This window comes from Pantoea sp. paga, assembly GCF_007558755.1.
Taxonomy (GTDB): domain Bacteria; phylum Pseudomonadota; class Gammaproteobacteria; order Enterobacterales; family Enterobacteriaceae; genus Pantoea; species Pantoea agglomerans.
On sequence record NZ_VLTF01000003.1, the window covers coordinates 283230 to 306171 of the forward strand.

Here is a 22942-nt window from a genome sequence, read left to right on the forward strand (position 1 = left end):
GCCGCCTCAGGCGTCGCGATCCAGACCCAACTGATGGCGTACCGAAGGGGCGTTTTCTGCTAAGGCAAAATCATCAAAAGCGCGCTCAGCCACCGGGATGATATGCCGGCGGATAAACTCCGCCCCTTCGCGCGCCCCGGTCTCGCCATCCTTCAGACAGCATTCCCACTCCAGCACCGCCCAGCCGTCATAGTCGTACTGGGCCAGTTTGCTGAAAATACGGCTGAAGTCGATCTGACCATCGCCCGGCGAGCGAAAGCGTCCGGCGCGCGCCAGCCATGGCTGATAACCGCCATACACTCCGCTGCGTCCATTTAACTGGTACTCCGCATCCTTAACATGAAAAGCTTTGATACGCGGATGATAGAGGTCGATGAACTGCAGATAGTCGATGTGTTGCAGAAGAAGATGGCTGGGATCGAACAGGATATTACAGCGCGGGTGGTGATTCACCTCCGACAAAAAGCGCTCAAACGTGACACCGTCATGCAGGTCTTCACCGGGATGTATCTCATAACAGAGGTCAACACCGTGATGGTCAAAGCTATCCAGCACCGGCAGCCAGCGGCGCGCAAGCTCAGCAAACGCCTCATTAAACAGTGCTTCATGGTGTGGCGGCCAGGGATAGAACCAGGGCCAGGCGAGCGAGCCGGAAAAAGTGGCATGTGCGCGCAGGCCGAGTTTTTCAGACGCGGCAGCCGCACGCTTCAGTGTAGCGATGGCCCATTCGATGCGCCGGGCAGGATCGCCTCGCAGCGCAGCAGGCGCAAAATTATCAAAAGCGAGATCGTATGCGGGGTTCACGGCAACCAGTTGCCCTTCCAGATGCGTTGAAAGCTCACTGATCTCCAGCCCGAAACCGGCCAGTGTTCCCCGCACCTCGTCACAGTAAGTCTGGCTGACCGCTGCCTGATCAAGGTCGAAAATAGCGGGCTGGTGGCAGGGGATCTGCAGTGCCCGGTATCCCAGCCCGGCGGCCCACTCCGCCAGCCCCGCCAGTGAGTTAAAAGGCGGCTGGCTGGTAATGAACTGTGACAGAAAGATGCCAGGTCCCTTAACTGTTTTCATCTGTGACTCCTGAGTTCAGTAACGGCTTAATCACGGTATTTGAATGAGAAGAAGAAAATAATCGCAATCACCGCAGCAGCCACAGCAGGGATCCACCAGAATATTGCCCAGCTCTCTGCGCTGGCGTTACCCGCCACCAGCTGATTGTAGAGCGCACCGGAGATTTGCGATCCCAGCAGCATGCCGATGCCGTAGGTGAACATCACCACCATGCTCTGCGCCTGCCCCTTGACCTTTTCACCGGCGATCCGATCGGTGTAGATGAATCCCACCACAAAGAAGAAGTCATAGCAGACGCCATGCAGCAGAATGCCCAGATAAATCAGCGTGCGCGTCTCATCACTCATGCCCAGCGCGAACAGTGCATAGCGGACAAACCACGCTGTCATACCAATCAGCAGCATGACTTTCACGCCAAGACGGCGGAACAGCAGTGGAATGATCAGCATGAAAACAATTTCAGACATCTGACCCAGTGACATCAGGGTGCTGACTTCCCGGATACCGGCATCCGCCAGCCAGGAGGCGGTAAAAGCGTAATAGGTGCCGAGCGGAATAGAGATCAGGGTGGCACACAGCGCAAAGACCAGGAAATGACGCAGTCGCAGCAGTGCGAAGGCATCGGCGCAGAAGAGATCGCGGACTTTTAACGGCAATCCTTTGGCCAGTGCCGGAGTATGGGGCAGCGTCAGGCTGTAGATCGCCAGCAATACCGAACAGAGCGCCGCCAGCTGGAACACTGCCACGCTGTCAGCAATGCCGGTTACGCCGATAAAGATCCCCGCCACGATCCAGCCGATGGTGCCGAAGACTCTGACGATGGGAAAGCTTTTCTCGCTGCTGGCTAGGCTATGAAAGGCGATGTTATTTGAAAGCGCCAGCGTCGGCATAAAGCAGAGCGTATAGCCAAATAGCAGTGCGATCAGCTGCGCCCCGTTCTCCGCGATTAGCGCCTGGGGCACGAACCAGAGAATCGCTGCGCCCGCCAGGTTCATCACCGCCATCACTTTCTGCGAGGGAAAAAAGCGATCCACCAGCATGCCGAGCACAAACGGCGAGATAATTGAGGCGATGGGCCCGGCCGAAAACGCATCCCCAATCAGCAACGGCATGTTGTGACGGGTCATTACCAGCCCAAGCGTCACCGACCAGCTGCCCCAGATAAAGAACTGCATAAACATCATCAGAGAGAGGCGCGGCACCAGCAGTTTATGCTGCACCTGCTGGCCTGCTCTCTCCTGCACTGTTGCAATCATGGGAACCTCACGAATAAGTAATCGATTACATTCTGATTGCTCACAACGTAAACGAATGTAGCCGACTGTTCCTTCGCCGCGATCACAAATTATTAACTCTGCGTTATCACTCTGAAAATAATAAGGCGACGCCGGGCGGGCCCATCAGCGACTGGCATTGACTACCCGCGCTTTACGGAAGCGGTAACGCTCATACAGCAGCGAGTAAAGGCCGCCAGCCACCACCAGAATCGCACCCATCACCGTAGTGGAGGTTGGCAGATTGCCGAGCAGCAGATAACCCACCGCCACTGACCAGATTAAGGTGGTGTAGTCGAACGGGGCCAGCAACGACGCTTCGGCATAGCGCAGGCTCAGAGTCATCAGAATCTGAGTGATACCGCCCAGCAGCCCACATCCCACCAGTAACGCCAGCTGATTGTCATGCGGCACTTTCCAGCCACCTGGCAGCGTGACCAGCGACGTTAAGGCCGTGGTGATAGCGAACCAGAAAGCGATGGCGCCCGGCTTCTCTTTGCCGTTAAGAAAGCGGATCTGCACCAGCGCACAGGCGGTACAGAAGGCCGCCATCAGCGCCAGCAGAATACCCGCCGATGCAGAAAGGGAAAATGTCGCCTGGCGCGTTAGCGTGAGATGCCCGGAGAACATCACCAGAATACCGCTGAAACCGGTAAAGACCGCGACCCAGCGATGGTGACGCACTTTTTCCCGCAGCAGCAGCGCCGCCAGCAGCACGGTAAACAGCGGCGCGGCATAGTTGATAGCCGTGGCGTCGGTCAGAGAAATGTAGAGCAGCGACAGATAACTGAAATAGAGACCACCGGTTCCGGCCAGGCCGCGCACAAAATGCCCGCGGATATTGCGGGTGCGAATGCCATCCAGCACGCTGCCCTGCAAGCGCAGCCAGATTAGCAGCGGCACCAGTGCCAGCAGCGATCGAAAAAATATCACTTCGCCGACCGGTATCGCCCCATCGAGTTCTTTTACACAGGCCAGCATCAGCGTGCTGCTTAATGCAGCGGTGATCTTCATCGCTATGCCAGCGGAAGCGTTCATAAGATTTTTGTTCTCTCAAAAGGGAAAATAAGCAGGGGAATCAGCACACTCCTTATCCATATTGTCATAATGTCCTACTCCAATCTGCCGCGATTACCCTGCAGACGGCATTTTATCTTTTTTTGCCGCAGCATCACGGCATGAAGAGGCATGTGGGCCCGCGCGCCGGCTGGTACACTCTGCCTTCTGCCCTGCTTTATGGGCCTCTTCTCTTAAGGAACGGGAGTCACCGATGTCCACGCTGCGTTTACTGTTATCTGAATCCAACGATCCCTGGTTTAACCTGGCGGTAGAAGAGTGTATTTTCCGCCAGATGCCGGCCACCCAGCGGGTGCTGTTTTTGTGGCGTAATGCGGAAACGGTGGTGATCGGACGGGCACAGAATCCGTGGAAAGAGTGCAACACCCGACGCATGGCAGAAGATGGCATCCGGCTGGCACGTCGCAGCAGCGGCGGTGGCGCGGTGTTTCACGATCTCGGCAATTGCTGTTTTACCTTTATGGCCGGCAAGCCGGAGTATGATAAAAGCGTCTCGACTGAGATCATCCTGCGCGCACTGACCTCGCTTGACGTACCCGCCGAGGCCTCTGGCCGTAACGACTTAGTGGTGAACACCGTTGACGGGCTTCGCAAAATATCCGGTTCAGCCTACCGCGAAACGCCGGATCGCGGTTTCCATCACGGCACTATTCTGATGGATGCCGACCTCTCCCGCCTGGCAGATTACCTTAATCCGGATGTGAAGAAATTGCAGGCGAAAGGGATTACCTCAGTGCGCGCCAGAGTGACCAATCTGGCGGAGTTAACGCCGGGTATCAGCTATCAGGCGATCTGCTCCGCCGTGACGGACGCATTTTTCAACTATTACGGTGAACGCTGTGAACCGGAGAGGATCTCTCCCGACGCCCTGCCCGATCTGCCGGGTTTCACAGAGCAGTTCGCTAAGCAGAGTAGCTGGGAGTGGAATTTCGGTCAGGCACCCGATTTCTCGCACCTGCTGGACCAGCGTTTTGTCTGGGGCGGTGTGGAGATTCATTTCGATGTAGAACGCGGCGTGATCAGCCGCTGTCAGATTTTCAGCGACAGCCTCAACCCCGCGCCGCTGGAAGCGCTGGCGCAGCGGTTGCAGGGTGTGACCTATCGGCCCGATGCCCTTGAACCGGTGCTGAATCAGCTTATTGCGGATTTCCCGGAGCAACGCGCGGAGCTGACAGAGTTGCAGCAGTGGCTGATCGCCAGCGTGCGCTGAACATTTTTTACTGGCCCGCGCGGATATCTGGCGCGGGCAAAAAACATCGCGTAAACATCCGGCAAATCATAAACGCAAAAAACCCGCACAAGGCGGGTTTTAATTAATTATCAATATCAGGCTTATCTGCTCAGGCTATTGCCTTCACGCGATAATAAGCGCTATTGATAATTAAGGCTTACATAGGGACAACGTTTGCCGCTGAAGGACCTTTAGCGCCGTTTTCAATAGTGAATTCGACCTGCTGACCTTCGTCCAGAGTTTTATAATCGTTGCTCTGAATTGCAGAGAAATGTACGAATACATCTTTGCTGCCATCCTGAGGAGAGATAAAACCGAAACCTTTACCAGCGTCAAACCATTTTACTAAACCAGTCATTTTATTAGACATCGATAATTCCTTAATTTATGAGCCACTAAGTGGCGAAGATGGCCTGTCTTTCAGAAGGTAACTTACCAGGCTTTTAGGAGGAGACTCATGAATAAGGGTATCTTGTGATATCGCTTGCACTGAGGACTGCTTTACTAAAACTGCTTTGATAAGGTCTGTGTTCCAAACCGATGACGTTATTAAGCCACGCCTCACCGACATTAGCAAACATTATTTTAATTTACTTTTAACATCCAGACGTCCGGAGCGCCCTTGTTGATTTTCCGAGCATTATGAAATTTCAGGGCTGGCAGAATGATAATTTTCACTGAACGGTCAGAGAGTAAATAATAGTGCGGTTAATCATTGCTGAAAAATAATAGGGTGGCCCTGTAGCAATAAAGCGCAGCGACAAACAGTATCGCTGCGCCCTGCTTTACTGATGTCAGGCCAGTTGAGTCTGCTGACGGGCAGCATGTCGCGCCGTGAGCACAAAGACCATCAGACCGGCCACACCCAGCGCAACGCCCACCCAGGCGGTGGAGATCCAGCCATAGCCCAGCGACACCGTCAGGCCCCCAAGATACGCGCCCATCGCATTGGCAATGTTCAGCGCCGAGTGATTCATCGCAGCCGCCAGGGTTTGCGACTCGTTGGCGACATCCATCAGGCGAATCTGCAACGACGGCAGCAGCACTGAGCAGGTACCAATCAGGAATGTGGCCAGCAGGCCGGTCGCCACATGCTGAACCAGCACCGGGAAGGCCAGCATCACCAGCACGTCCCATAACAGCGTCCAGCCAATAATATTTAGCACCGGGCCATCAGCCAGACGGCCGCCCACCAGGTTACCGATGATCATTCCCAGCCCAAACGCCACCATCGCCCAGGGGATCAGCAAGGGGGAGATGCCAGCAATGTTAATCAGCGTCGGCGCGATATAACTGAAAATAGCGAACATCCCGCCAAATCCTACCGCCCCCACCAGCAGGGTCAGCAGCACCTGCGCGTTTTTCAGCGCGCCCAGTTCCCGCAGCGGATGCGCATCCACATCGCCAGGCGTGTAAGGGACATAGCGGCCAATCAGCAGGCAGGTCAGCAGACCAATTGCGCCCACAAAGGTGAACACCACGTGCCAGCTAAATAGCTGCCCTATCCAGGAGCCCAGCGGCACGCCAATCAGGGTCGCCACCGTCAGTCCGAGCATCAGCGACGCCAGCGCGCGGCCACGACGTTCAATCGGCACCAGCGAGGCGGCTATCAGCGACGCCACACCAAAGTAGGCGCCGTGAGGCAGGCCGGTCAGAAAACGCGCCACGAGCAGGCCGTGATAGCTGTCGGCCATCGCGCTGGCAACATTACCGATGCTGAACAGCGCCATCAGGATCAGCAGCAGCGATTTACGCGCCATTCGCGCCGCCAGCACCGCAATAAACGGCGCACCGACCACCACACCCAGTGCGTAACTGGCGATGGCGTTGCCCGCCTGCGGCTCGGTAATCGACAGGGAGCGTGAAACATCTGGCAGCAGGCCCATCATGATGAACTCACCGGTACCGATGCCAAAGCCGCCCAGCGCGAGGGCCAGTAATGCCCAGCGGACAAAACCGGCATCGTCGGTTTTATGATTTTTTCTCAACAAAATTGATTCCCAATGGCCAGAACTGAAAAAACTGAAGTGAGCCGGAGGGAGAAAGCAGAGCGTGTTCCCGTCCGGGTGAAGCGGGCAGACTATAAAAAGTCAGGCTGCGCATAGCAACTCATTTATGTGATCTGGCGCACAGTGAAGTCTGCGGTAACGTGGGGCTTTATCCGTGCAGCTCTGCCACGAAGCGGCCTGTGTAAGATCACAACCCGGAGAAGCCACGCAGGCCTGAGTCGTGAATCTCTGTTTAACTGACCTCTCAGCGTTTCTTTTGCATAACAGGAATCAGCAGATGACGACCAGAGTTATCCTTCTTACCGGTGCCAGCGGGCGCATCGGGCGCACTTTCTTTGCGGCCAGCCAGAACAACTACCGTTTTATCCTGACCGATTTACGTGAGCCGGATTACGCGATACCCGCACCCCATCGTTTTATTGTGGCGGATCTGTCACAACCTGGTGCGGCGGAGAAATTACTGGCTGAAGAACCTGTCGATACCGTCATCCACCTCGCCGGTATCCCGGATGCGCAGGCCAGTTTCGACGATCTGCTGCCTGCCAATATTCTCTCTACGACCTGGATACTCAAGGCAACAGCTGAGCACCGCTGTCGTCGTCTGGTCTTTGCCAGCAGTGCGCAGACCATTGAGGGCTACCCGGCGGATGTCCAGATACATCCCGGCATGGTCGTCTCTCCCGCGAATCTGTATGGCGTCACCAAATGTTATGGTGAAGCACTTTGCGCCTTCTATGCCAGCCAGCACGGGTTGAGCTGTGTGGCGCTGAGAATCGGGGCGTTTGAATCTGCACTGGATAACAGCCTGCATAATGCACGGGATTACAGCGCATGGCTGAGTCCGGAAGATGCCGTCAGATTGCTGACTGGCGCTGTCGAGGCAGAGAAGATCACCTTCTTTATTGGCTACGGCATTTCCGATAACCGTTTCAAACGCTTTGATCTGACACAGACGCGAGAAGTGCTGGGCTATACGCCGTCTGATAACGCATTCAGGGCATTTGCGCCGGGGGAACTGGATTATTAGCCCGTCCCTGAGCCGTAACCGCTTCCAGTCCAGAGTCGGCCCGTTAATTCTTCACCTCCGTTGCCGCCGGCCCGTCCGGCGGCGGCTTCAGCCCTCAACTGAGACAACGCCCAAAAGAAGGCAGCGGCTGAATCGGCCAAATCAGTGTGTGCCGGTATTCACCCGGCGACCTATGTCTTTGAGCTGGGAATATTTTTCCAGCAGCTGTGGGCCGTCATCCAGGCTCATGGCAAACATCCACATATAGGTCATCACCGAATAGATGTGACCCGCATTGGTCCCGCCACGGTTCGACATTACCGCAATGGTGACAGCAAATAGCAGTGCCGCCACGCTACCGATGGCCAGATAACCCCAGGCTTCCCGATCGGAGAGACGGATCCGCAAGCTGGCCAGCACGCCATAATGACGGTCCAGTGACGCAGCGTTAGCGTTGCTGACAAAGCTAACCTCCTTCTCCAGCCGGTTATTCAGACGACCAAACAGCACATCGTTTTTGCGGGTAAATCCCGGCAGGAAACAGGCGAAGAACAGCAGGATCGCCAGACAGCCCGCGCCGGTCCAAAACTCGATAGCCAGCAGCATCACCGCGGCGCCGGTCATAGAGGCCAGCGAGGTAATCAGCACCGGCAGATGTTTCTCAAAAAAGTCGACAAACTCGCGTGACAAGGCCACCCGCGCGGCAATGGTGGACGCGCTCTGGTTTTCGTTACGCTGTGCCACTATCACCGGCACAGCCAGCCCGGCGTAAATACGGGCAAAGGTGCGGGTATCGACGCTGCGTCGTGCCGCTCCGATGGCCCACATGATAAACACCATCACCGCATAGAGCACCGCATGCCAGGTCCTGCCGGAGAGAATCGCATTAATAGCGAAGCCCGCCAGCAGCGGATAGAGGAGATACATGACATTTTCCGCCACCACCAGCAGCAGCGTGAGGAAAAGCTTGCGGCTATGGCGACGGCCGAGCATTTTTAATGTCAGAATAGCGCTGCGGGGTTTTGCTACCGGCAGGATCGTTTTTGAGGAAGGCATAGTTTCTGTTTCTGATATCATGAGTCTTGAGCGGTTGCTCAAGTACGAAAAGCAGTCTATTTGAGCAGTTGCTCAAAGTCAACGTGACACTTATTGAGAAAGAGATGAAAGAATCAGCTGAAGCACTGAGAACCAAAATCCTGGATGCCGCGATAGTGTTATTTATCGAAAAAGGCATCGAAAAAGTGACCACTCGGGAACTTACTGAGTCGGTGGGCATTTCACGCAGTCATATTTATCACTATTTCAGCAACTGGCAGACGCTCTGCCTGGCAGCGCTGGAACGCTTTATGCACGTGGATTTAGAAAATTTTGCTGACTCCCTGACTCTACTCAAACCCCGCCAGAGGTTGCTGACGCTGTTCGAAAGTCATCTGCCGAGCGCACCGGATGCAACCTGGCAACTTTATGCTTCATTCTGGCAGATGGCTGCGCATCACGAAGCCTATGCCGCGCTAGCAGAACAGATGACGGCAGCGTGGCAGGCGCTGGTGGAAGAGATAATTCGTGACGGCGTCACAGATGGAACGCTGCGTTGTGCCGATATTCCACGCACCGCCCGGCAAATCAGTGCGATGCTAAACGGCTATGCCGATTTGCTGACTATCAATCCGTCGGAGATAAAGGCAAGCGAAGGGATGGCTGACTTAACGCAATTTATTGATCATGTCCTGTCGTAACGTGGATCTGACGCATTATAAAGGCTTTAACAACGCCAGATTTTAATTAAATGTTAATAAAAGGTTTATTATTTTAATTAGTCTGTGCTTTTAACCCGCTATAAATGCCGCTTCTTCAGTCAAACTGACTTATGCTTTTTCCATCTGAGAAGGCCCCTTTTTGATAGCGTTTTGCCCCGGAAACAGCTATTTACACAGATTATTATCATTGACTTAGCACGCTCCGCGCCGGGTAAGCTGGTGTTTTTACGCCATTTATTAACAACGGACTAGCGAAGCGGCAATAATGTATACGTTCACAAACTCACCAAATGATTGATTCCTATAGCAAAGAATCTGTTATCTGCCGATAAAATTAAACGTTGAGTCGGACCTTAAAAACACCTATATTGGCCGCGCTTAAAACACATACCCCCATTTAAATACATTTATTCAACTGCGACGCTACGCCCGTCCCGGTTGTAGGAGAGATATGATGACGGATAAAGTCCGTATTGATAGTTTGAATGCACAGAACTTAAACGCAACCAATGAAACCTATTTAGCCCGTCAGGCTGAATTTGAATCAAACGTTCGAAGTTATCCTCGCAAATTGCCGTTCGCGATTGCGAAAGCACAGGGTGTCTGGATCACAGACGTCGAGAATAATCAGTATCTCGACTGTCTTGCAGGTGCCGGAACGCTGGCATTGGGTCATAACCATCCAGACGTTCTGCAGAGCATTCAAAATGTCATTACCAGCGGCTTGCCGTTACATACTCTTGATTTAACCACGCCGTTAAAAGATGCGTTCTCTGAGTATCTGCTCTCGTTATTACCGGGCCAGGGCAAAGAGTACTGCCTGCAGTTTACCGGCCCGTCGGGCGCAGATGCCGTTGAAGCGGCGCTGAAACTGGCGAAAAAACACACCGGCCGTTCCGGCATCATCAGCTTCTCTGGTGCGTATCACGGCATGACCCACGGTGCGCTGTCGGTTACCGGCAACCTGTCACCAAAAGAAGCGGTCGATGGCTTGATGCCGGAAGTGCAGTTCATGCCTTATCCGCATCTCTACCGCTGCCCGCTGGGCATTGGCGGTGAAGCGGGCGTGAAAGCGCTGACCTACTACTTCGAAAACCTGATCAACGACGTTGAGAGCGGCGTTCGCAAACCGGCAGCCGTCATTCTGGAAGCGGTTCAGGGCGAAGGCGGTGTTAACCCGGCTCCGGCTGAGTGGCTGCAGCGCATCCGTAAAGTGACCAAAGAGCATGGCATTCTGCTGATCATCGACGAAGTGCAGGCGGGTATTGCCCGTACCGGTAAATTCTTCGCCTTTGAGCACGCCGGTATTGAGCCAGACATCATCGTGATGTCAAAAGCGGTCGGCGGCGGTCTGCCACTGGCGGTACTGGGCATTAAGAAAGAGTTCGACGCCTGGTCTCCTGGCCACCACACCGGCACCTTCCGTGGCAACCAGCTCGCAATGGCGACCGGACTGACTACGCTGAAGCTGCTGAAAGATAACAACATCGCTGACAAAGTCGCTGCACAGGGCGAATGGCTGAAAGGCAAACTGGGCGAGCTGCAGCAGCGCTACCCGGTAATTGGCAACGTGCGTGGTCTGGGTCTGATGATCGGCATTGAGCTGGTGAAACCTGACGAAGCCGCTGATCACATGGGCAGCTTCCCGGCAGACGGCGAGCTCTCCGCGCTGGTACAGAAAAAATGTTTTGAGAACGGCCTGATTCTGGAGCGTGGCGGACGTCACGGCAGCGTATTACGTCTGCTGCCTTCCCTGCTGATCACAGATGCAGAACTGGACGTGTTTATGGATAAATTTGAAAACGCCCTGCTGTCAGCTGGCGTGAAACCAGTTTGAGTGGAGTGAATGCAATGTCCCGGTTAAACCCGATTCTGGCGGCCTCAGCACAGAGTACCGAGGCCTACCAGCAGGCGATTGCCCAGAGTAGCGCGGCCGTCGTGAAGTGGCTGGAACAACCTGAGATGTATCAGGGAAAAACCGTCGCAGAGCTGCGCGAGCGCATTAAGCTGGACTTCAATCCTCAGGGCCTGGGCAACCAGGCCGCGATTGAACGCGCCATTGAGTACTTCCTCAAAGACAGCCTGTCGGTTCATCACCCGCAGTGTGTGGCGCATCTGCACTGCCCGAGCCTGGTTATCAGCCAGGCGGCGGAAGTGCTGATTAACGCCACCAACCAGAGTATGGATTCGTGGGACCAGGCACCTTCAGCCACCCTGATTGAGATGAAGCTGATCGAGTGGCTGCGCACCCAGGTGGGTTATCAGCCCGGCGACGCGGGTGTGTTCACCAGCGGCGGCACCCAGAGCAACCTGATGGGTCTGATGCTGGCGCGTGACGCCTGGTTTGCCCGTCAGGGTCATTCCGTTCAGCAGGATGGTTTAACCGGCGATCTGAAGAAGATTAAAGTCTTCTGTTCAGAGAATGCGCACTTCTCGGTGCAGAAGAACATGGCGCTGCTGGGTCTGGGCTATCAATCCGTAACGCAGGTGAAATGCGATCGCTTTGCCCGCATGGATATGGATGACCTGCGCCACAAGCTGGCAGCCTCCAAAGCCAACGGCGAAAACATTCTGGCGATTGTTGCCACGGCGGGTACTACCGATGCCGGTGCAATCGATCCCCTGCGTGAAATCGCGGCGCTGGCAGCCGAAGAGAACATCTGGGTGCATGTCGATGCGGCCTGGGGCGGCGCGCTGCTGCTCTCAGAAAAGTATCGTGACTATCTGGATGGTATTGAGCTGGTCGATTCCATTACCCTGGACTTCCACAAGCAGTTCTTCCAGACCATCAGCTGTGGTGCTTTCCTGCTGAAGGAAGCGCGCCACTATGAGCTGATGCGCTACCAGGCGGCCTATCTGAACTCTGAGTTTGATGAAGCCCAGGGTGTGCCGAATCTGGTGTCCAAATCCCTTCAGACCACCCGCCGTTTTGATGCACTGAAACTGTGGATGGGTCTGGAAGCACTGGGTCAGAAACAGTATGCCGAAATCATCGATCACGGTGTGACACTGGCGCAGCAGGTTGCACAGTACGTTGATGAGCAGCCTGCGCTGGAGCTGGTGATGAAACCGCAACTGGCCAGCGTGCTGTTCCGCTATCGTCCGGCGCATCTGGCGCACTTTAGCAGTGCGGATATTGCGCTGCTGAATCAGCGCATCGGTGATGCCCTGCTGGAATCGGGCCGCGCCAACGTTGGTGTAACCGAGTTCGATGGCGTGACCTGCCTGAAGATGACCCTGCTGAATCCGACAGTAACGCTGGAAGATATCAAAGTGTTGCTGACATTGGTGGAAACCACGGCACAGCAGCTGGTGTAAATACTGGAAATAGTGGCGTTAAGGTCACTATCAGAGGCGCCTCAGGGCGCCTTTTCTTTTTCTGTGTTTATCCCTTTCATTCATCGGTGAGGCTACAGTGCCTGTGAGCTGGTTTGCCGGACACCTCCGCCTCTGCCCCTTTTGTGTAGCCCCTATCCAATCTTGTATTGACTCACCCATTCGGCACAAAACTCCAGATACGCGAGTGTGATGGCTGAAGGATGTTTGTGCCGGACATAGACCAGATGTAAGGGCATCGAGTGAGTCGGATAATCAGGCAACAACCGCACCAGCTTCCCGCTCTCCACATCAGGTTTCACTAAAAAATCAAACAACAGCGAAACTCCGGCACCGCTCAGTGCGTAATGGCGCAGGCCCTGCGTGTTGTTGGAGGAAAAAAACGGCTCAAACTTTACCTTCTCGTCTCCGGATACCCACTCAAAGGAACCACTGTTAAGCCCTTCCCAGCTGGCTATCGGACACGTCGCCAGCGCCGCCAGCGTCTGCGGATGTCCAAAGCGTTCAGCCAGTTCAGGCGTGGCAACAAACCATGCCTCGACATTCATAACCGGTTTGGCAATCACATCTTCGGTATGCAACTCGCCCAGCCTAAGTGCCACGTCAATGCCATCTTCAAACAGATCCACCACTCTTTCCCCTGAGTGGCAAAACACTTTGATATCAGGATAGCGTTGCTGAAACGCATGCAGCAACGCCCACCAGATGGTGAAGTCAGGCGGCACCGATATTCGCAGTTTGCCCGCCAGTTTGTGCGCAGACCTGACCGTTTTGGTGGCCTCTTCCAGCAATTCCAGGCCAGGTCGCGATTGCTCAAAGAACTGTTGTCCTTTGTAGGTCGGCCTGACCCCTTTCTTTGATCGCTCCAGTAACTGCACACCCAGTGCCTGCTCCAGCTCGTTCACTTTCCGCACCAGCGTAGAGATGGGGATAGCTGTTCTCTCACTTGCCGCTGAAAAGCTGCCTGCCTGAACGACTGCAATAAAGAGTTTTGTCGCGTTGAGATCCATTATCTTTCCATATCTGGCAAACATGTACCCAATTCTGACCGTTTACTTCTTATTTTCAACTATTAAACTCTCCGTTTTGGCTAAGAAAATAAAAATAAAACGGCCAGTAAAAAATTCTTATTTCTAACGAATAACTCTGGCTACACCGTATCCGGATAAGGAAAAAGCTATGAAAAACCGTGTGACAGAAATTCTGAATATTCGCTATCCCATCATTCAGGCACCCATGTACTTTCTGACCAATGCAACGTTTGTTGCCGCAGTATCAAACGCAGGCGGATTAGGCATAATTGGACCCAATGCCGGGCAGGATACATTGCCGGACTCTCGTTTCATGGCGCTGGAACGCATGCGTGAGCAAATCAGAAAAACGAAACAGCTGACCGATAAACCTTTTGGGGCCACCCTGATCAATGGGCCGGATATGAGTTTCTGGCGACCAACAGCTGAAATGTTTGTTGAAGAGAAGGTTGAGGTCGTTTTAATTAATGAAGTGCTCGATGCCGAAATATTCGATTTTCTGAAACAACATCGAATCAAAATCCTTTATCGTGCGCTGACGCCTGACGTAGCCAATTCACAGCAGGCCGAAAAGCTTGGCGCAGATATCATTGTCGCCACCGGATTTGATGAAGGCGGCACCGTGCCATTACGCATTATCGGAACGTTCAGCATCGTGCCCATGATCGCTGACAGTGTGAAAGTTCCGGTGCTGGCGGCAGGGGGCATTGGGGATGTGCGGGGCGTGCGTGCAGCCATGGCGTTAGGTGCAGAAGGCGTCTGGATAGGCAGCCTGTTTTTAACCGCACAGGAGAACCCGGCGGATGAGAAGGTCAAGCAGCTGATTGTTTCATCGAGTGCAGAAGATCTGCTACTTTTCCGCACCCTGCCCGCTTATTACCGGACATTGCCAACGCCGCTCAGCCCCAGGCTGGCAGAGCTTGATGCGCAGGGCGCTGACCGTGAAACCCTGTTCACTGCAATGAATGGCTACCACTCTTTATGGCAGGCGATGCGACTGGGCAATTTTGACAAAGGTGTTGTTTCGACAGGTACCGGCATCTCGATGATCAAATCGGTGCGAACCGTTGCAGCCATCGTCGCCGATCTGGCACAGGATTTCATCACTCAGCCGGAGAAACAGAAATCTGACGACACCGTTCTCAGTCTGTAATCTGTTTAAAGTTAGGGATGAACGTCGCCACCCTCGGGATCCGGTTGTCGGATGAGTCCGGACCGGATCCAGCGCGCTGCCCGACGTGTTCAACTGTGGGCCGTTATTCAGCTTTTCCTCTTCGCAGCCTGAAGCCATACAGGTTCAACTCTTTTCAGTCAAACAGACAGCAGGGAAATTAACAGATTTTATTCCCTCATTTAGATTTCGTTTATTTCATAATTTGCATGACGCCTTTATTTTAGCAGAGTCTGAAAAACCGCATCGCGATCAATATATAAAAATCTTAATTCAGCCATAATTAATCAACGCTCACGTTAAGTCACTGATAACAGTGGATAACATATTAAAGATAAGAATAGTTTAATCCCACAGGAATTAACGCTTATGCTCCTGCGTAAAATAGTTATCATTCTTCTCGGTATGATTATGGCTGCTGTCATCATTATTGCCGACAACCATGCTCATAAAGTTAATTGCCGTGATCAGGTTTTCACTTTGCCATCATCGCAAGGTGAATGACTTCGCTGAATCCTTCTCTCCAGCATCCTCTTTGGCTTCAGACCTGTTGGCGGTGTTGATGACGCGTGAAGACCAGAAACTTTGATCCGGCTGAATCGCTTACGGGATAAAACCCTGTTACATCGGCCTGAACAGAGCGGCACGTTACGCCAGTGAGATTACAACTGCATTTCTGATAAGCAGGCTGGTTTGTTGCCCTTCCCGGCAGCGATGTAAATAAAAAGGCTGCATGACGCTAATGCAGCCTGACAGATTATAATTTTCCGCTCAGCTTGCTTGCCCACACTCAGCGCGATGGTGGCTCATCCAGCAGCCGCAGGTGGTCATCTTTGTTCAGGGTCATCAGCGCAACAATACTGACCAGCGCAGTCGCCATCACATACCAGGCGGGGATATCGGGATTACCGGTCTCTTTAATCAGCCCGGTGATGATCAATCCCGCACAGCCGGAAAACACCGCGTTAGAAAGCGAATAGGCCAGACCCAGTCCGGTATAACGCACCCGCGTCGGGAACATCTCTGCCAGCATCGCAGGACCCGGTCCGGCCAGCAACCCGACCACTCCGCCCGCGATAAACACCACCAGCGCTTTCAGCAGCAGCCCGGTGCTCTCTGCCTGAAGTATGTTAAGCAGCGGCAGAGAGAGCACCAGCAGCAATACCGCCGCTGTCACCATCACTGCACGGCGACCGATCCTGTCGCTGAGCATCCCGGCCGGGATGATGGTGGCAGCAAAGCCCAGGTTCGATATCACCGCAATCAGCAACGCCTGGTTAAAGCCGGTGTGCAGTGATGCCTGCAGGTACGTCGGCATAATCACCAGCCAGGTGTAACCTGCCGCCGACCAGACCATCAGCCGGCAGATACCAAGCAGGATTGTTTTCAGCGTATCGCCCAGGCTGGCGTCAACTTTTTCAACGGGTTTTGCCTGCTGCTGAATAAACGCCGGGGTCTCCTCCATCTGAACCCGCAGCCAGAGCGCGATAACACCCAGCGGCAGAGCAATGAAGAACGGGATGCGCCAGCCCCAGCTCAGCATCTGATCCGGCGACAGCAGCAGTGAGAGCAGCGCCACGATGCCCGCACCAGCCAGTAATCCCAGCGCCACAGTAAAAGATTGCCACGCCCCATAAAGGCCCCGCTTACCGCGCGGTGCAAACTCGGTCATCAGCGATACCGCCCCGCCATACTCACCCCCCGCGAACAGGCCCTGCAGAATACGCAGACCGGTCACGATCAGTGGCGCCAGGATGCCCAGCTGGGCGTAGGTGGGTACCAGGCCGATAGCCGCCGTCGCCAGCGTCATCATGATCAACACAAATATCAGCGTGGGTTTGCGCCCGATGCGATCACCCATCCGGCCGAAAATGATTGCACCGAGTGGACGGAAGAAAAAGGCGATGGCGAATGACGCATAGGTCAGCAGAAGCCCGGTCAGCGCTGACTCCCCTTCCAGCCGGAAAAAGTTCTGCGCTATCACGGTGGCAAGAAAGCCATAGACGGCAAACTCATACCATTCAATGAAATTACCTACCGAACCGGCAATCAGAGCACGTTTACGGCTGGCGGAGCTGAGCAGATTATCGACGGGCACAGACATGGCAGGGGATCCTTTTTGAGCATCATCAGTCGCTTATGATTAGCACAATCGCCGCACGCCTGCGCACTCTTCTGCCTGTCACGTTAACTCAGACACAGAAATCTGCGCTTAACGCGCCACGGCACGCCCTTTTTCACCATGACGCCTTGCACAACGGCTTTACGATTGTCAGGATGTGCGGCATTGAATGAATCAGGCGGATAGATGATGAACGCACAAACCTCAAAAGATCCTCTGCATGGCGTAACGCTGGAGATGCAGATAAACAGTTTAGTCGCGCAGTATGGCTGGGCGGAGCTGGGAAAACGGATCAACATTAACTGCTTTAAAAGCGATCCGAGTGTTAAATCAAGCCTGAAGTTTTTGCGGCGCACGCCCTGGGCGCGGGCTGAAGTCGAAGCGCTTTATCTCGCCTCGTTAAAAGATAAACCGGTCTCCCGCGAAGCACCGTCTGAAGAGGCGGATCAAACACCCGCAGAAGATCCCTGGGGCAACTGGCGCGGTAACCAGCCGGAGTAACGGGCAGACAACGCGGCAATAAAAAAGCCCGCGCAGGATAACCTGTGCGGGCTTTTTTTTACGTCAGGTCGCTGTTACAGCGCCATGTCGTGCTTCGCTGAAGGCGCTGCCTGCTCAGGCTGTGCTGCTGGCGCCTCGGCTGCTTTGCCATCCATGTTGATAACCGGCGGCGTGGTCAGCTGCAGAGTCGCAGCGGTGTCATTCCATACCTGCTGCAGCATCGGCACGTTGTCATTCAGTTTCTGACCGTAGCCTGGGATCATTTTGTGGATCCTGGCCTGCCATTCCGCTGACTTAAACTCTTCCGGGAACAGTTTCTGCATCACGCTTAACGCGATAGGCGCAGCGGTCGATGCACCGGGAGAAGCACCCAGCAGTGCCGCCACGGTTTTCTGCTGATCGGTCACAATTTCTGTACCCAGTTTCAGCACGCCACCTTTGTCAGCATCTTTCTTGATGATCTGTACGCGCTGACCAGCCTGAATCAATTTCCAGTCCTCTTTCTTCGCGTCCGGGTAGTACTCTTTCAGCGCTTCGAAGCGATCTTCTTCTGTCAGCATCACCTGGCCAACCAGGTATTTCACCAGGTCGAAGTTATCCATACCCACATCGGCCATCGGTACGATGTTATGGGTAGTGGTGGTGCTCAGCAGGTCAAACAGTGAACCGTTTTTCAGGAACTTGGTTGAGAAGGTCGCGAACGGTCCAAACAGCACGACGCGTTTGCCATCCAGATAACGGGTATCCAGATGCGGAACGGACATCGGTGGTGCACCGGTAGACGCCTGACCGTAGACTTTCGCCAGGTGACGAGCGGCAATCGCCTTGTTTTCGGTTACCAGGAATGAACCGCCGACCGGGAAGCCTGCATAGTTTTCCGCTTCCGGGATGCCGGTCTTCTGCAGTAATTTCAGCGCGCCGCCGCCAGCACCAATAAAGACATATTTCGCGTCAACCGCACGCTCATTGCCGTTTTTGGCATCTTTAATGGTGACGTGCCACGAGTTATCACCGTTACGTTTGAAATCGGTGACTTCAGACGAGGTTTCCAGACGGAAGTTGTCATTCTTCTTCAGACTGCCGATGAGCTGACGGGTAATTTCGCCGTAGTTTACGTCGGTGCCGACTGGCGTCCAGGTTGCGGCCACTTTCTGCTGGGGATCACGACCTTCCATCACCAGCGGTGCCCACTGCTCGATCTGCTTGTGATCGGTAGAGAACTTCATGCCCTGGAACAGCGCGGTTTTCTGTAACGCCGCATAGCGTTTAGTCAGGAAGTCGACGTTGTCGCCCCAGACGAAGCTCATGTGTGGTGTTGAGTTGATGAAAGAGCGCGGATCGTGCATCACACCCTCTTTGACCTGCGAACTCCAGAACTGGCGTGAAACCATGAAGGCTTCGTTGATTTCCAGCGCTTTCGTCACGTCGATCGAGCCGTCTTTACGCTCTGGCGTATAGTTCAGCTCCATATTGGCAGAGTGACCGGTACCGGCGTTGTTCCAGCCGTTAGAGGATTCCAGTGCCACACCATCCAGCTTCTCAACCATGATCTGTTTCCAGCCAGGCTGCAGCTCTTCCAGCATGGTGCCCATTGAGGCGCTCATGATGCCGCCACCAATTAACAGGACGTCGGTTTTTTCTGGTGAAGTTTCAGCATGCAGTGCTGAAGAAACTAACAAGGCCGCGAGGGAAAGAGTGGGAATAACTTTCTTTGAATTCATCATTTTAATCTACAGCTCAGACGGTACTGGTTAAAAAAAGTCCTTAAAGTTTAAAATAATGTTATTTGTGAGTTAATGTGAAAATAGTTATAAAATTAAAAATAGCAATTTAGCCTTATTTTAATTACAAAAGGCTTACTCAATTACTCACATATTTTAACCACACATTAAGGGTGTCCTTTGAATTATACAATCCCCTAACACAAATATTGTTCTCCGGCGATTGCCCGCGCGCAGACCGCTAAAACTGTACTGATGCGGTCAGTTAGCGTATGTTTCCGGGCGATCTCCCACCCGTGCTGAACGCCAATGACAAGCCAACCACACAACCGACATGCCGTGACTAAACGACCCATGAAACTCAGTACCCTGACCACCCTGATGATGACTGCGGTTATCGTCACCGTGCTGCTCGCTGTCCATCTGCTCTATTTTGTGCAGATCGATAACTTTGCTCAGTCGCATCTTAAAGATAAGGCGATGGCGGTGGCACGCACTCTGGCAGACAGCCCTGAAGTCCAGCGTGGATTACTGTTACCGGACGGCAGCAGCCAGATTCAGCCACTGGCGGAAGCCGCGCGCAAACGCAACGGCCTGTTGTTTGTGGTGGTGACGGATATGCGTGGCATTCGCTTTTCACACCCAAACGCGGCGGTGATTGGCAAACATTTTGTCGGCAACGATATCTATCCGGCCCTCAGCGGGCGAGAAAATGTGGCGGTAAATCACGGCGTACTGGTAGAGGCACTGCGGGTATTTACTCCGGTCTATAACGCAGAGCATCAGCAGATTGGTGTGGTGGCGATCGGCATCGCGCTGAATGATGTAGCGGCGCAGATTGCCAAAAGCCGATGGAACATTGTCTGGACTGTCTTATTTGGCGGCCTGGTTGGCCTGCTGGGAATTCTTATTCTGGTCAGACGCCTGAAGAGCATATTGCTCGGGCTGGAGCCGCATGAAATTTCCAGCCTCTTCGAGCAGCGCCAGGCGATCCTCAATTCTATTAAGGAGGGTGTGATTGCGGTAGATGATGAGTCACGCGTCAGCCTGATTAACCACGCGGCGCAGCAGCTACTGCATGAGACCACCCGCAAGATGCCATTAAGCGGCGATCTGATTGCTGAGGAGAGCGTGATGCACCGCCATCAGCAGGATGCGCTGCATGCGGGCAAAGCCTGGCACGATCAGGAGCTGACGCTGGGTAATCGCATCCTGATCAGCAATACCGTGCCGGTTCGCAGTCGTGACCGCATTATCGGCGCGGTGACCACCTTCAGGGACAAGACCGAGATCAGCCAGCTGATGCAGCGTCTGGACGGCATGGTAAACTATGTAGACGCGTTACGTGAACGGTCCCATGAGTTCATGAATAAACTGCATGTCATTCTGGGCCTGCTGCATATGAAAAACTATGCGCAGATGGAAGAGTACATCCTGAAAACCGCCAACGCCTATCAGACGGAGATTGGTTCGCTGCTGCAAAAGATCAAATCGCCCATCATTGCGGGTTTCCTGCTCAGCAAAATCAACCGGGTGACCGATGAAGGCCATCAGCTGATTATCGATGAGGCGAGTTTTCTGCCCGACTGCGGCAGCGAGGAGCAGAGCGCGGTATTGATTACGGTGCTGGGCAATTTAATTGAAAATGCGCTTGAGGCGCTGGACCCGGAAACCGAAGGAGAGATCCACCTCATGCTGCATTATCAGAATGGCTGGTTAGCCTGTGAAGTGAGTGATGACGGACCCGGGATCGACGCTACGCAGCTCAGCGCCATTTTTGAGCGTGGCGTCTCGTCAAAAGGCGAAGATCGCGGTGTCGGATTGTTTCTGGTTAAGCAGCAGACCGAAAGCCTGGGCGGCAGTGTCAGTGTCGAGTCGGAACCGGGTGTATTCACCCAATTCTTAGTACAACTTCCGTGGGAGAGAGGAATGATTACCCAATGATCAATGTGTTAGTTGTCGATGATGACGCCATGGTAGCCGAGCTGAATCGCTGTTATATCGGGCAGATCCCAGGCTTTACCTGCTGCGGCACCGCCTCAACCTTACAGCAGGCCAAAGAGCGGCTGGCGCAGGCCGAACCTCAGGTTGATCTGATCCTGCTGGATATCTATATGCAGCAGGAAAACGGTCTCGACCTGTTGCCGGAACTGCGCAGCGCAGGACGTCCGGTTGACGTGATTATTATCTCGTCAGCAGCAGATGCCGCCACCATCAAAACCTCACTCAACTATGGTGTGGTGGATTATCTGATCAAGCCTTTCCAGTTTGCCCGCTTTGAAGAGGCGCTGACTGGCTGGCGACAGAAAAAATCGCTGATGGATAATCATCAGTTCTATCAGCAGTCGGACGTAGATCAGCTGTTGCATGGCAATCCGCCGGGGGCCAGCGAGCAGAAGCGACTGCCGAAAGGATTAACGCCGCAGACGCTGCGCACCCTGTGTCTGTGGATCGACGCCCATCCGGGTACCGAGTTCTCTACCGACGAACTGGCAACCGAGGTGAATATCTCCCGCGTCTCCTGCCGCAAGTACCTGATCTGGCTGGCGCAGATTAATATTCTGTTCACCAGTATTCATTATGGGGTTACGGGCCGTCCGGTTTATCGCTACCGCCTGCAGCCGGAGTATCACACCTTACTCAAACAATATTGTCAGTGAACCAGCCGGTAATCGGTGTCCAGTAACTGAAAAGAAAAGTGACGTTGTGACGAGCAGATCACCTGCCTGTCACGGGTCACAAATATCGCTTCAATGCCCGGTTGCTCTGCCAGGCAGGCAATGCCCTGTTCAACGCCGAGGCCGTAAAGCAGTGTGGTGTAGATGTCGCCATCCAGTGAACGGTCAGAGATCACAGTGACGCTCATCAGGTCGTTATCCAGCGGATAACCGCTACGCGGGTCGAGGATATGGTGGTAACAGACGCCATCCAGCTCGAAATAACGCTCATAGATACCGGATGTCACCACCGAGCGATTATTCACGCCGATCACCCCGATCAGCTCATCGGCCTCACCAAACGGTTTTTTCAGGCCGATTGCCCAGCCAGTCTCTTCTGGCGGCGCACCCACCGTCTGCACATTTCCGCCCAGATTAATCAGCGCACTGCTGACCTGCTGCTGGCGCAAGAATGCCTGCACAACATCGGCGATATAGCCCTTGGCGATGGCGCCCAGGTCAATCTCCATCCCAGGTCGCGCCAGCATGACACTGCGGCTTGCGTTATCAAGAATAACGTCATGCGGATTCGTCAGCGCCTTGCGCGCCTGAAGTTCTGTCTCTGATGGAACACGGTGGCCCTGAAAGCCGATTTTCCAGCATTTCACCAGCGGGCCGATTGCCAGATTAAACAGGCTGTCGGGCAGCAGGCTCACTGCATGCGCACAGGCGATCAGGTCAAACACCGGCTGACTCACGACCACCGGATGCTGCCCTGCCGCGTGATTAATCGCCATCACCTCAGACGCCGTGCGGTTAACCGTGAAGAGATTCTCCTGCTGTTTAATCAGGCGGAAGACCTGTCCGGCCAGGGTCTGATTATCGTCGAAGAGTTTGAGCAGGATGGGTGAACCCATTAAGACAGCGGAGTAAGCATAGACACGCGCATCAGTTAACATAGGCGACTCTGCTTTAGAAAGA

Annotated in this window: 20 protein-coding genes; 10 read left to right on the forward strand and 10 right to left on the reverse strand. The window is 54.0% G+C overall.

The window, feature by feature from the left end; all coding sequences use genetic code 11:
* Window positions 1–6 precede the first annotated feature (6 nt).
* From FOV68_RS11175 to FOV68_RS11185, 3 genes are all read right to left on the reverse strand, one after another.
* Window positions 7–1068, reverse strand: coding sequence for a sugar phosphate isomerase/epimerase (locus tag FOV68_RS11175; protein WP_143990856.1), 1062 nt, complete (start codon window positions 1066–1068; stop codon window positions 7–9).
* A gap of 26 nt (window positions 1069–1094) precedes the next feature.
* Window positions 1095–2324, reverse strand: a complete 1230-nt coding sequence (locus FOV68_RS11180; protein ID WP_143990857.1) for an MFS transporter — start codon at window positions 2322–2324, stop codon at window positions 1095–1097.
* A gap of 144 nt (window positions 2325–2468) precedes the next feature.
* Window positions 2469–3380, reverse strand: coding sequence for a DMT family transporter (locus FOV68_RS11185; RefSeq protein WP_039389072.1), 912 nt, complete (start codon window positions 3378–3380; stop codon window positions 2469–2471).
* A 232-nt stretch (window positions 3381–3612) separates the two neighbouring features.
* Between FOV68_RS11185 and FOV68_RS11190 the strand changes: the two genes are divergently transcribed.
* Window positions 3613–4629: a lipoate--protein ligase A gene (locus FOV68_RS11190; RefSeq protein WP_143990858.1), complete on the forward strand. Its 1017-nt coding sequence runs from the start codon at window positions 3613–3615 to the stop codon at window positions 4627–4629.
* Between the two features lie 178 nt (window positions 4630–4807).
* On the opposite strand, the gene cspA is transcribed toward FOV68_RS11190, so the two are convergent.
* Both cspA and FOV68_RS11200 read right to left on the reverse strand, forming a co-directional pair.
* The gene (gene cspA / locus FOV68_RS11195) at window positions 4808–5020 is read right to left on the reverse strand and encodes an RNA chaperone/antiterminator CspA (protein ID WP_003855207.1); all 213 of its coding nucleotides are present in this window, start codon (window positions 5018–5020) and stop codon (window positions 4808–4810) included.
* 424 nt (window positions 5021–5444) lie between these two features.
* Window positions 5445–6641 carry an MFS transporter gene (locus tag FOV68_RS11200; protein ID WP_143990859.1) on the reverse strand — a complete coding sequence of 399 codons (1197 nt, stop codon included), beginning with the start codon at window positions 6639–6641 and terminating at the stop codon, window positions 5445–5447.
* A 295-nt stretch (window positions 6642–6936) separates the two neighbouring features.
* Between FOV68_RS11200 and FOV68_RS11205 the strand changes: the two genes are divergently transcribed.
* Entirely contained in the window at window positions 6937–7686 is a 750-nt protein-coding gene (locus FOV68_RS11205; protein WP_143990860.1) for an NAD(P)-dependent oxidoreductase, read from the forward strand.
* Between the two features lie 141 nt (window positions 7687–7827).
* Here FOV68_RS11205 and FOV68_RS11210 read toward each other — a convergent pair whose 3' ends face one another.
* Window positions 7828–8721, reverse strand: coding sequence for an ABC transporter six-transmembrane domain-containing protein (locus FOV68_RS11210; protein ID WP_039389061.1), 894 nt, complete (start codon window positions 8719–8721; stop codon window positions 7828–7830).
* 104 nt (window positions 8722–8825) lie between these two features.
* Here FOV68_RS11210 and FOV68_RS11215 point away from each other — a divergent pair, with 104 nt between their 5' ends.
* The 3 genes from FOV68_RS11215 to FOV68_RS11225 all read left to right on the forward strand — a co-directional run bounded on the left by FOV68_RS11215 (window position 8826) and on the right by FOV68_RS11225 (window position 12740).
* A complete protein-coding gene (locus FOV68_RS11215; protein ID WP_143990861.1) occupies window positions 8826–9401 on the forward strand; it encodes a TetR/AcrR family transcriptional regulator in 576 nt (191 codons plus the stop codon).
* Window positions 9402–9873: 472 nt separating this feature from the next.
* Entirely contained in the window at window positions 9874–11259 is a 1386-nt protein-coding gene (locus FOV68_RS11220; protein WP_022624771.1) for a diaminobutyrate--2-oxoglutarate transaminase, read from the forward strand.
* A gap of 14 nt (window positions 11260–11273) precedes the next feature.
* Entirely contained in the window at window positions 11274–12740 is a 1467-nt protein-coding gene (locus FOV68_RS11225; RefSeq protein WP_039389056.1) for an aspartate aminotransferase family protein, read from the forward strand.
* A gap of 152 nt (window positions 12741–12892) precedes the next feature.
* On the opposite strand, the gene FOV68_RS11230 is transcribed toward FOV68_RS11225, so the two are convergent.
* Entirely contained in the window at window positions 12893–13768 is an 876-nt protein-coding gene (locus FOV68_RS11230; RefSeq protein ID WP_031592411.1) for a LysR family transcriptional regulator, read from the reverse strand.
* 169 nt (window positions 13769–13937) lie between these two features.
* On the opposite strand from FOV68_RS11230, the gene FOV68_RS11235 reads away from it, so the two are divergent.
* Both FOV68_RS11235 and FOV68_RS24375 read left to right on the forward strand, forming a co-directional pair.
* A complete protein-coding gene (locus tag FOV68_RS11235) occupies window positions 13938–14942 on the forward strand; it encodes a nitronate monooxygenase family protein (RefSeq protein WP_143990862.1) in 1005 nt (334 codons plus the stop codon).
* A 387-nt stretch (window positions 14943–15329) separates the two neighbouring features.
* A complete protein-coding gene (locus FOV68_RS24375; protein WP_255473667.1) occupies window positions 15330–15464 on the forward strand; it encodes a hypothetical protein in 135 nt (44 codons plus the stop codon).
* A 286-nt stretch (window positions 15465–15750) separates the two neighbouring features.
* Here the strand turns inward: FOV68_RS24375 and FOV68_RS11240 are convergent, their stop codons facing one another.
* Window positions 15751–17064, reverse strand: a complete 1314-nt coding sequence (locus FOV68_RS11240; RefSeq protein ID WP_039389050.1) for an MFS transporter — start codon at window positions 17062–17064, stop codon at window positions 15751–15753.
* A 207-nt stretch (window positions 17065–17271) separates the two neighbouring features.
* Here FOV68_RS11240 and FOV68_RS11245 point away from each other — a divergent pair, with 207 nt between their 5' ends.
* Entirely contained in the window at window positions 17272–17583 is a 312-nt protein-coding gene (locus FOV68_RS11245) for a VF530 family DNA-binding protein (RefSeq protein WP_143789693.1), read from the forward strand.
* Between the two features lie 74 nt (window positions 17584–17657).
* Here FOV68_RS11245 and mqo read toward each other — a convergent pair whose 3' ends face one another.
* Window positions 17658–19307 carry a malate dehydrogenase (quinone) gene (gene mqo / locus FOV68_RS11250; protein WP_143789521.1) on the reverse strand — a complete coding sequence of 550 codons (1650 nt, stop codon included), beginning with the start codon at window positions 19305–19307 and terminating at the stop codon, window positions 17658–17660.
* A 351-nt stretch (window positions 19308–19658) separates the two neighbouring features.
* Between mqo and FOV68_RS11255 the strand changes: the two genes are divergently transcribed.
* Window positions 19659–21248: a sensor histidine kinase gene (locus FOV68_RS11255; RefSeq protein WP_045140131.1), complete on the forward strand. Its 1590-nt coding sequence runs from the start codon at window positions 19659–19661 to the stop codon at window positions 21246–21248.
* Window positions 21245–21964 (forward strand): two-component system response regulator DcuR, encoded by a 720-nt coding sequence (gene dcuR / locus FOV68_RS11260; RefSeq protein ID WP_009093030.1) that lies wholly within the window; start codon window positions 21245–21247, stop codon window positions 21962–21964. Before FOV68_RS11255 ends, dcuR begins: the two co-directional genes overlap by 4 nt.
* On the opposite strand, the gene FOV68_RS11265 is transcribed toward dcuR, so the two are convergent.
* Window positions 21958–22920: an FAD:protein FMN transferase gene (locus tag FOV68_RS11265; RefSeq protein WP_134161450.1), complete on the reverse strand. Its 963-nt coding sequence runs from the start codon at window positions 22918–22920 to the stop codon at window positions 21958–21960. The genes dcuR and FOV68_RS11265 overlap by 7 nt on opposite strands.
* Window positions 22921–22942: the final 22 nt, after the last annotated feature.

Coding starts and splice junctions, on each gene's coding strand:
- FOV68_RS11240 (WP_039389050.1), bottom strand. CDS start 17,064: ATGTCTGTGCCCGTCGATAATCTGCTCAGCTCCGCCAGCCGTAAACGT.
- dcuR (WP_009093030.1), top strand. CDS start 21,245: ATGATCAATGTGTTAGTTGTCGATGATGACGCCATGGTAGCCGAGCTG.
- FOV68_RS11215 (WP_143990861.1), top strand. CDS start 8,826: ATGAAAGAATCAGCTGAAGCACTGAGAACCAAAATCCTGGATGCCGCG.
- FOV68_RS11265 (WP_134161450.1), bottom strand. CDS start 22,920: ATGTTAACTGATGCGCGTGTCTATGCTTACTCCGCTGTCTTAATGGGT.
- FOV68_RS11235 (WP_143990862.1), top strand. CDS start 13,938: ATGAAAAACCGTGTGACAGAAATTCTGAATATTCGCTATCCCATCATT.
- FOV68_RS11225 (WP_039389056.1), top strand. CDS start 11,274: ATGTCCCGGTTAAACCCGATTCTGGCGGCCTCAGCACAGAGTACCGAG.
- cspA (WP_003855207.1), bottom strand. CDS start 5,020: ATGTCTAATAAAATGACTGGTTTAGTAAAATGGTTTGACGCTGGTAAA.
- FOV68_RS11175 (WP_143990856.1), bottom strand. CDS start 1,068: ATGAAAACAGTTAAGGGACCTGGCATCTTTCTGTCACAGTTCATTACC.
- mqo (WP_143789521.1), bottom strand. CDS start 19,307: ATGATGAATTCAAAGAAAGTTATTCCCACTCTTTCCCTCGCGGCCTTG.
- FOV68_RS11205 (WP_143990860.1), top strand. CDS start 6,937: ATGACGACCAGAGTTATCCTTCTTACCGGTGCCAGCGGGCGCATCGGG.
- FOV68_RS11255 (WP_045140131.1), top strand. CDS start 19,659: ATGAAACTCAGTACCCTGACCACCCTGATGATGACTGCGGTTATCGTC.
- FOV68_RS11180 (WP_143990857.1), bottom strand. CDS start 2,324: ATGATTGCAACAGTGCAGGAGAGAGCAGGCCAGCAGGTGCAGCATAAA.
- FOV68_RS11210 (WP_039389061.1), bottom strand. CDS start 8,721: ATGCCTTCCTCAAAAACGATCCTGCCGGTAGCAAAACCCCGCAGCGCT.
- FOV68_RS11245 (WP_143789693.1), top strand. CDS start 17,272: ATGAACGCACAAACCTCAAAAGATCCTCTGCATGGCGTAACGCTGGAG.
- FOV68_RS11230 (WP_031592411.1), bottom strand. CDS start 13,768: ATGGATCTCAACGCGACAAAACTCTTTATTGCAGTCGTTCAGGCAGGC.
- FOV68_RS11190 (WP_143990858.1), top strand. CDS start 3,613: ATGTCCACGCTGCGTTTACTGTTATCTGAATCCAACGATCCCTGGTTT.
- FOV68_RS11220 (WP_022624771.1), top strand. CDS start 9,874: ATGATGACGGATAAAGTCCGTATTGATAGTTTGAATGCACAGAACTTA.
- FOV68_RS24375 (WP_255473667.1), top strand. CDS start 15,330: ATGCTCCTGCGTAAAATAGTTATCATTCTTCTCGGTATGATTATGGCT.
- FOV68_RS11185 (WP_039389072.1), bottom strand. CDS start 3,380: ATGAACGCTTCCGCTGGCATAGCGATGAAGATCACCGCTGCATTAAGC.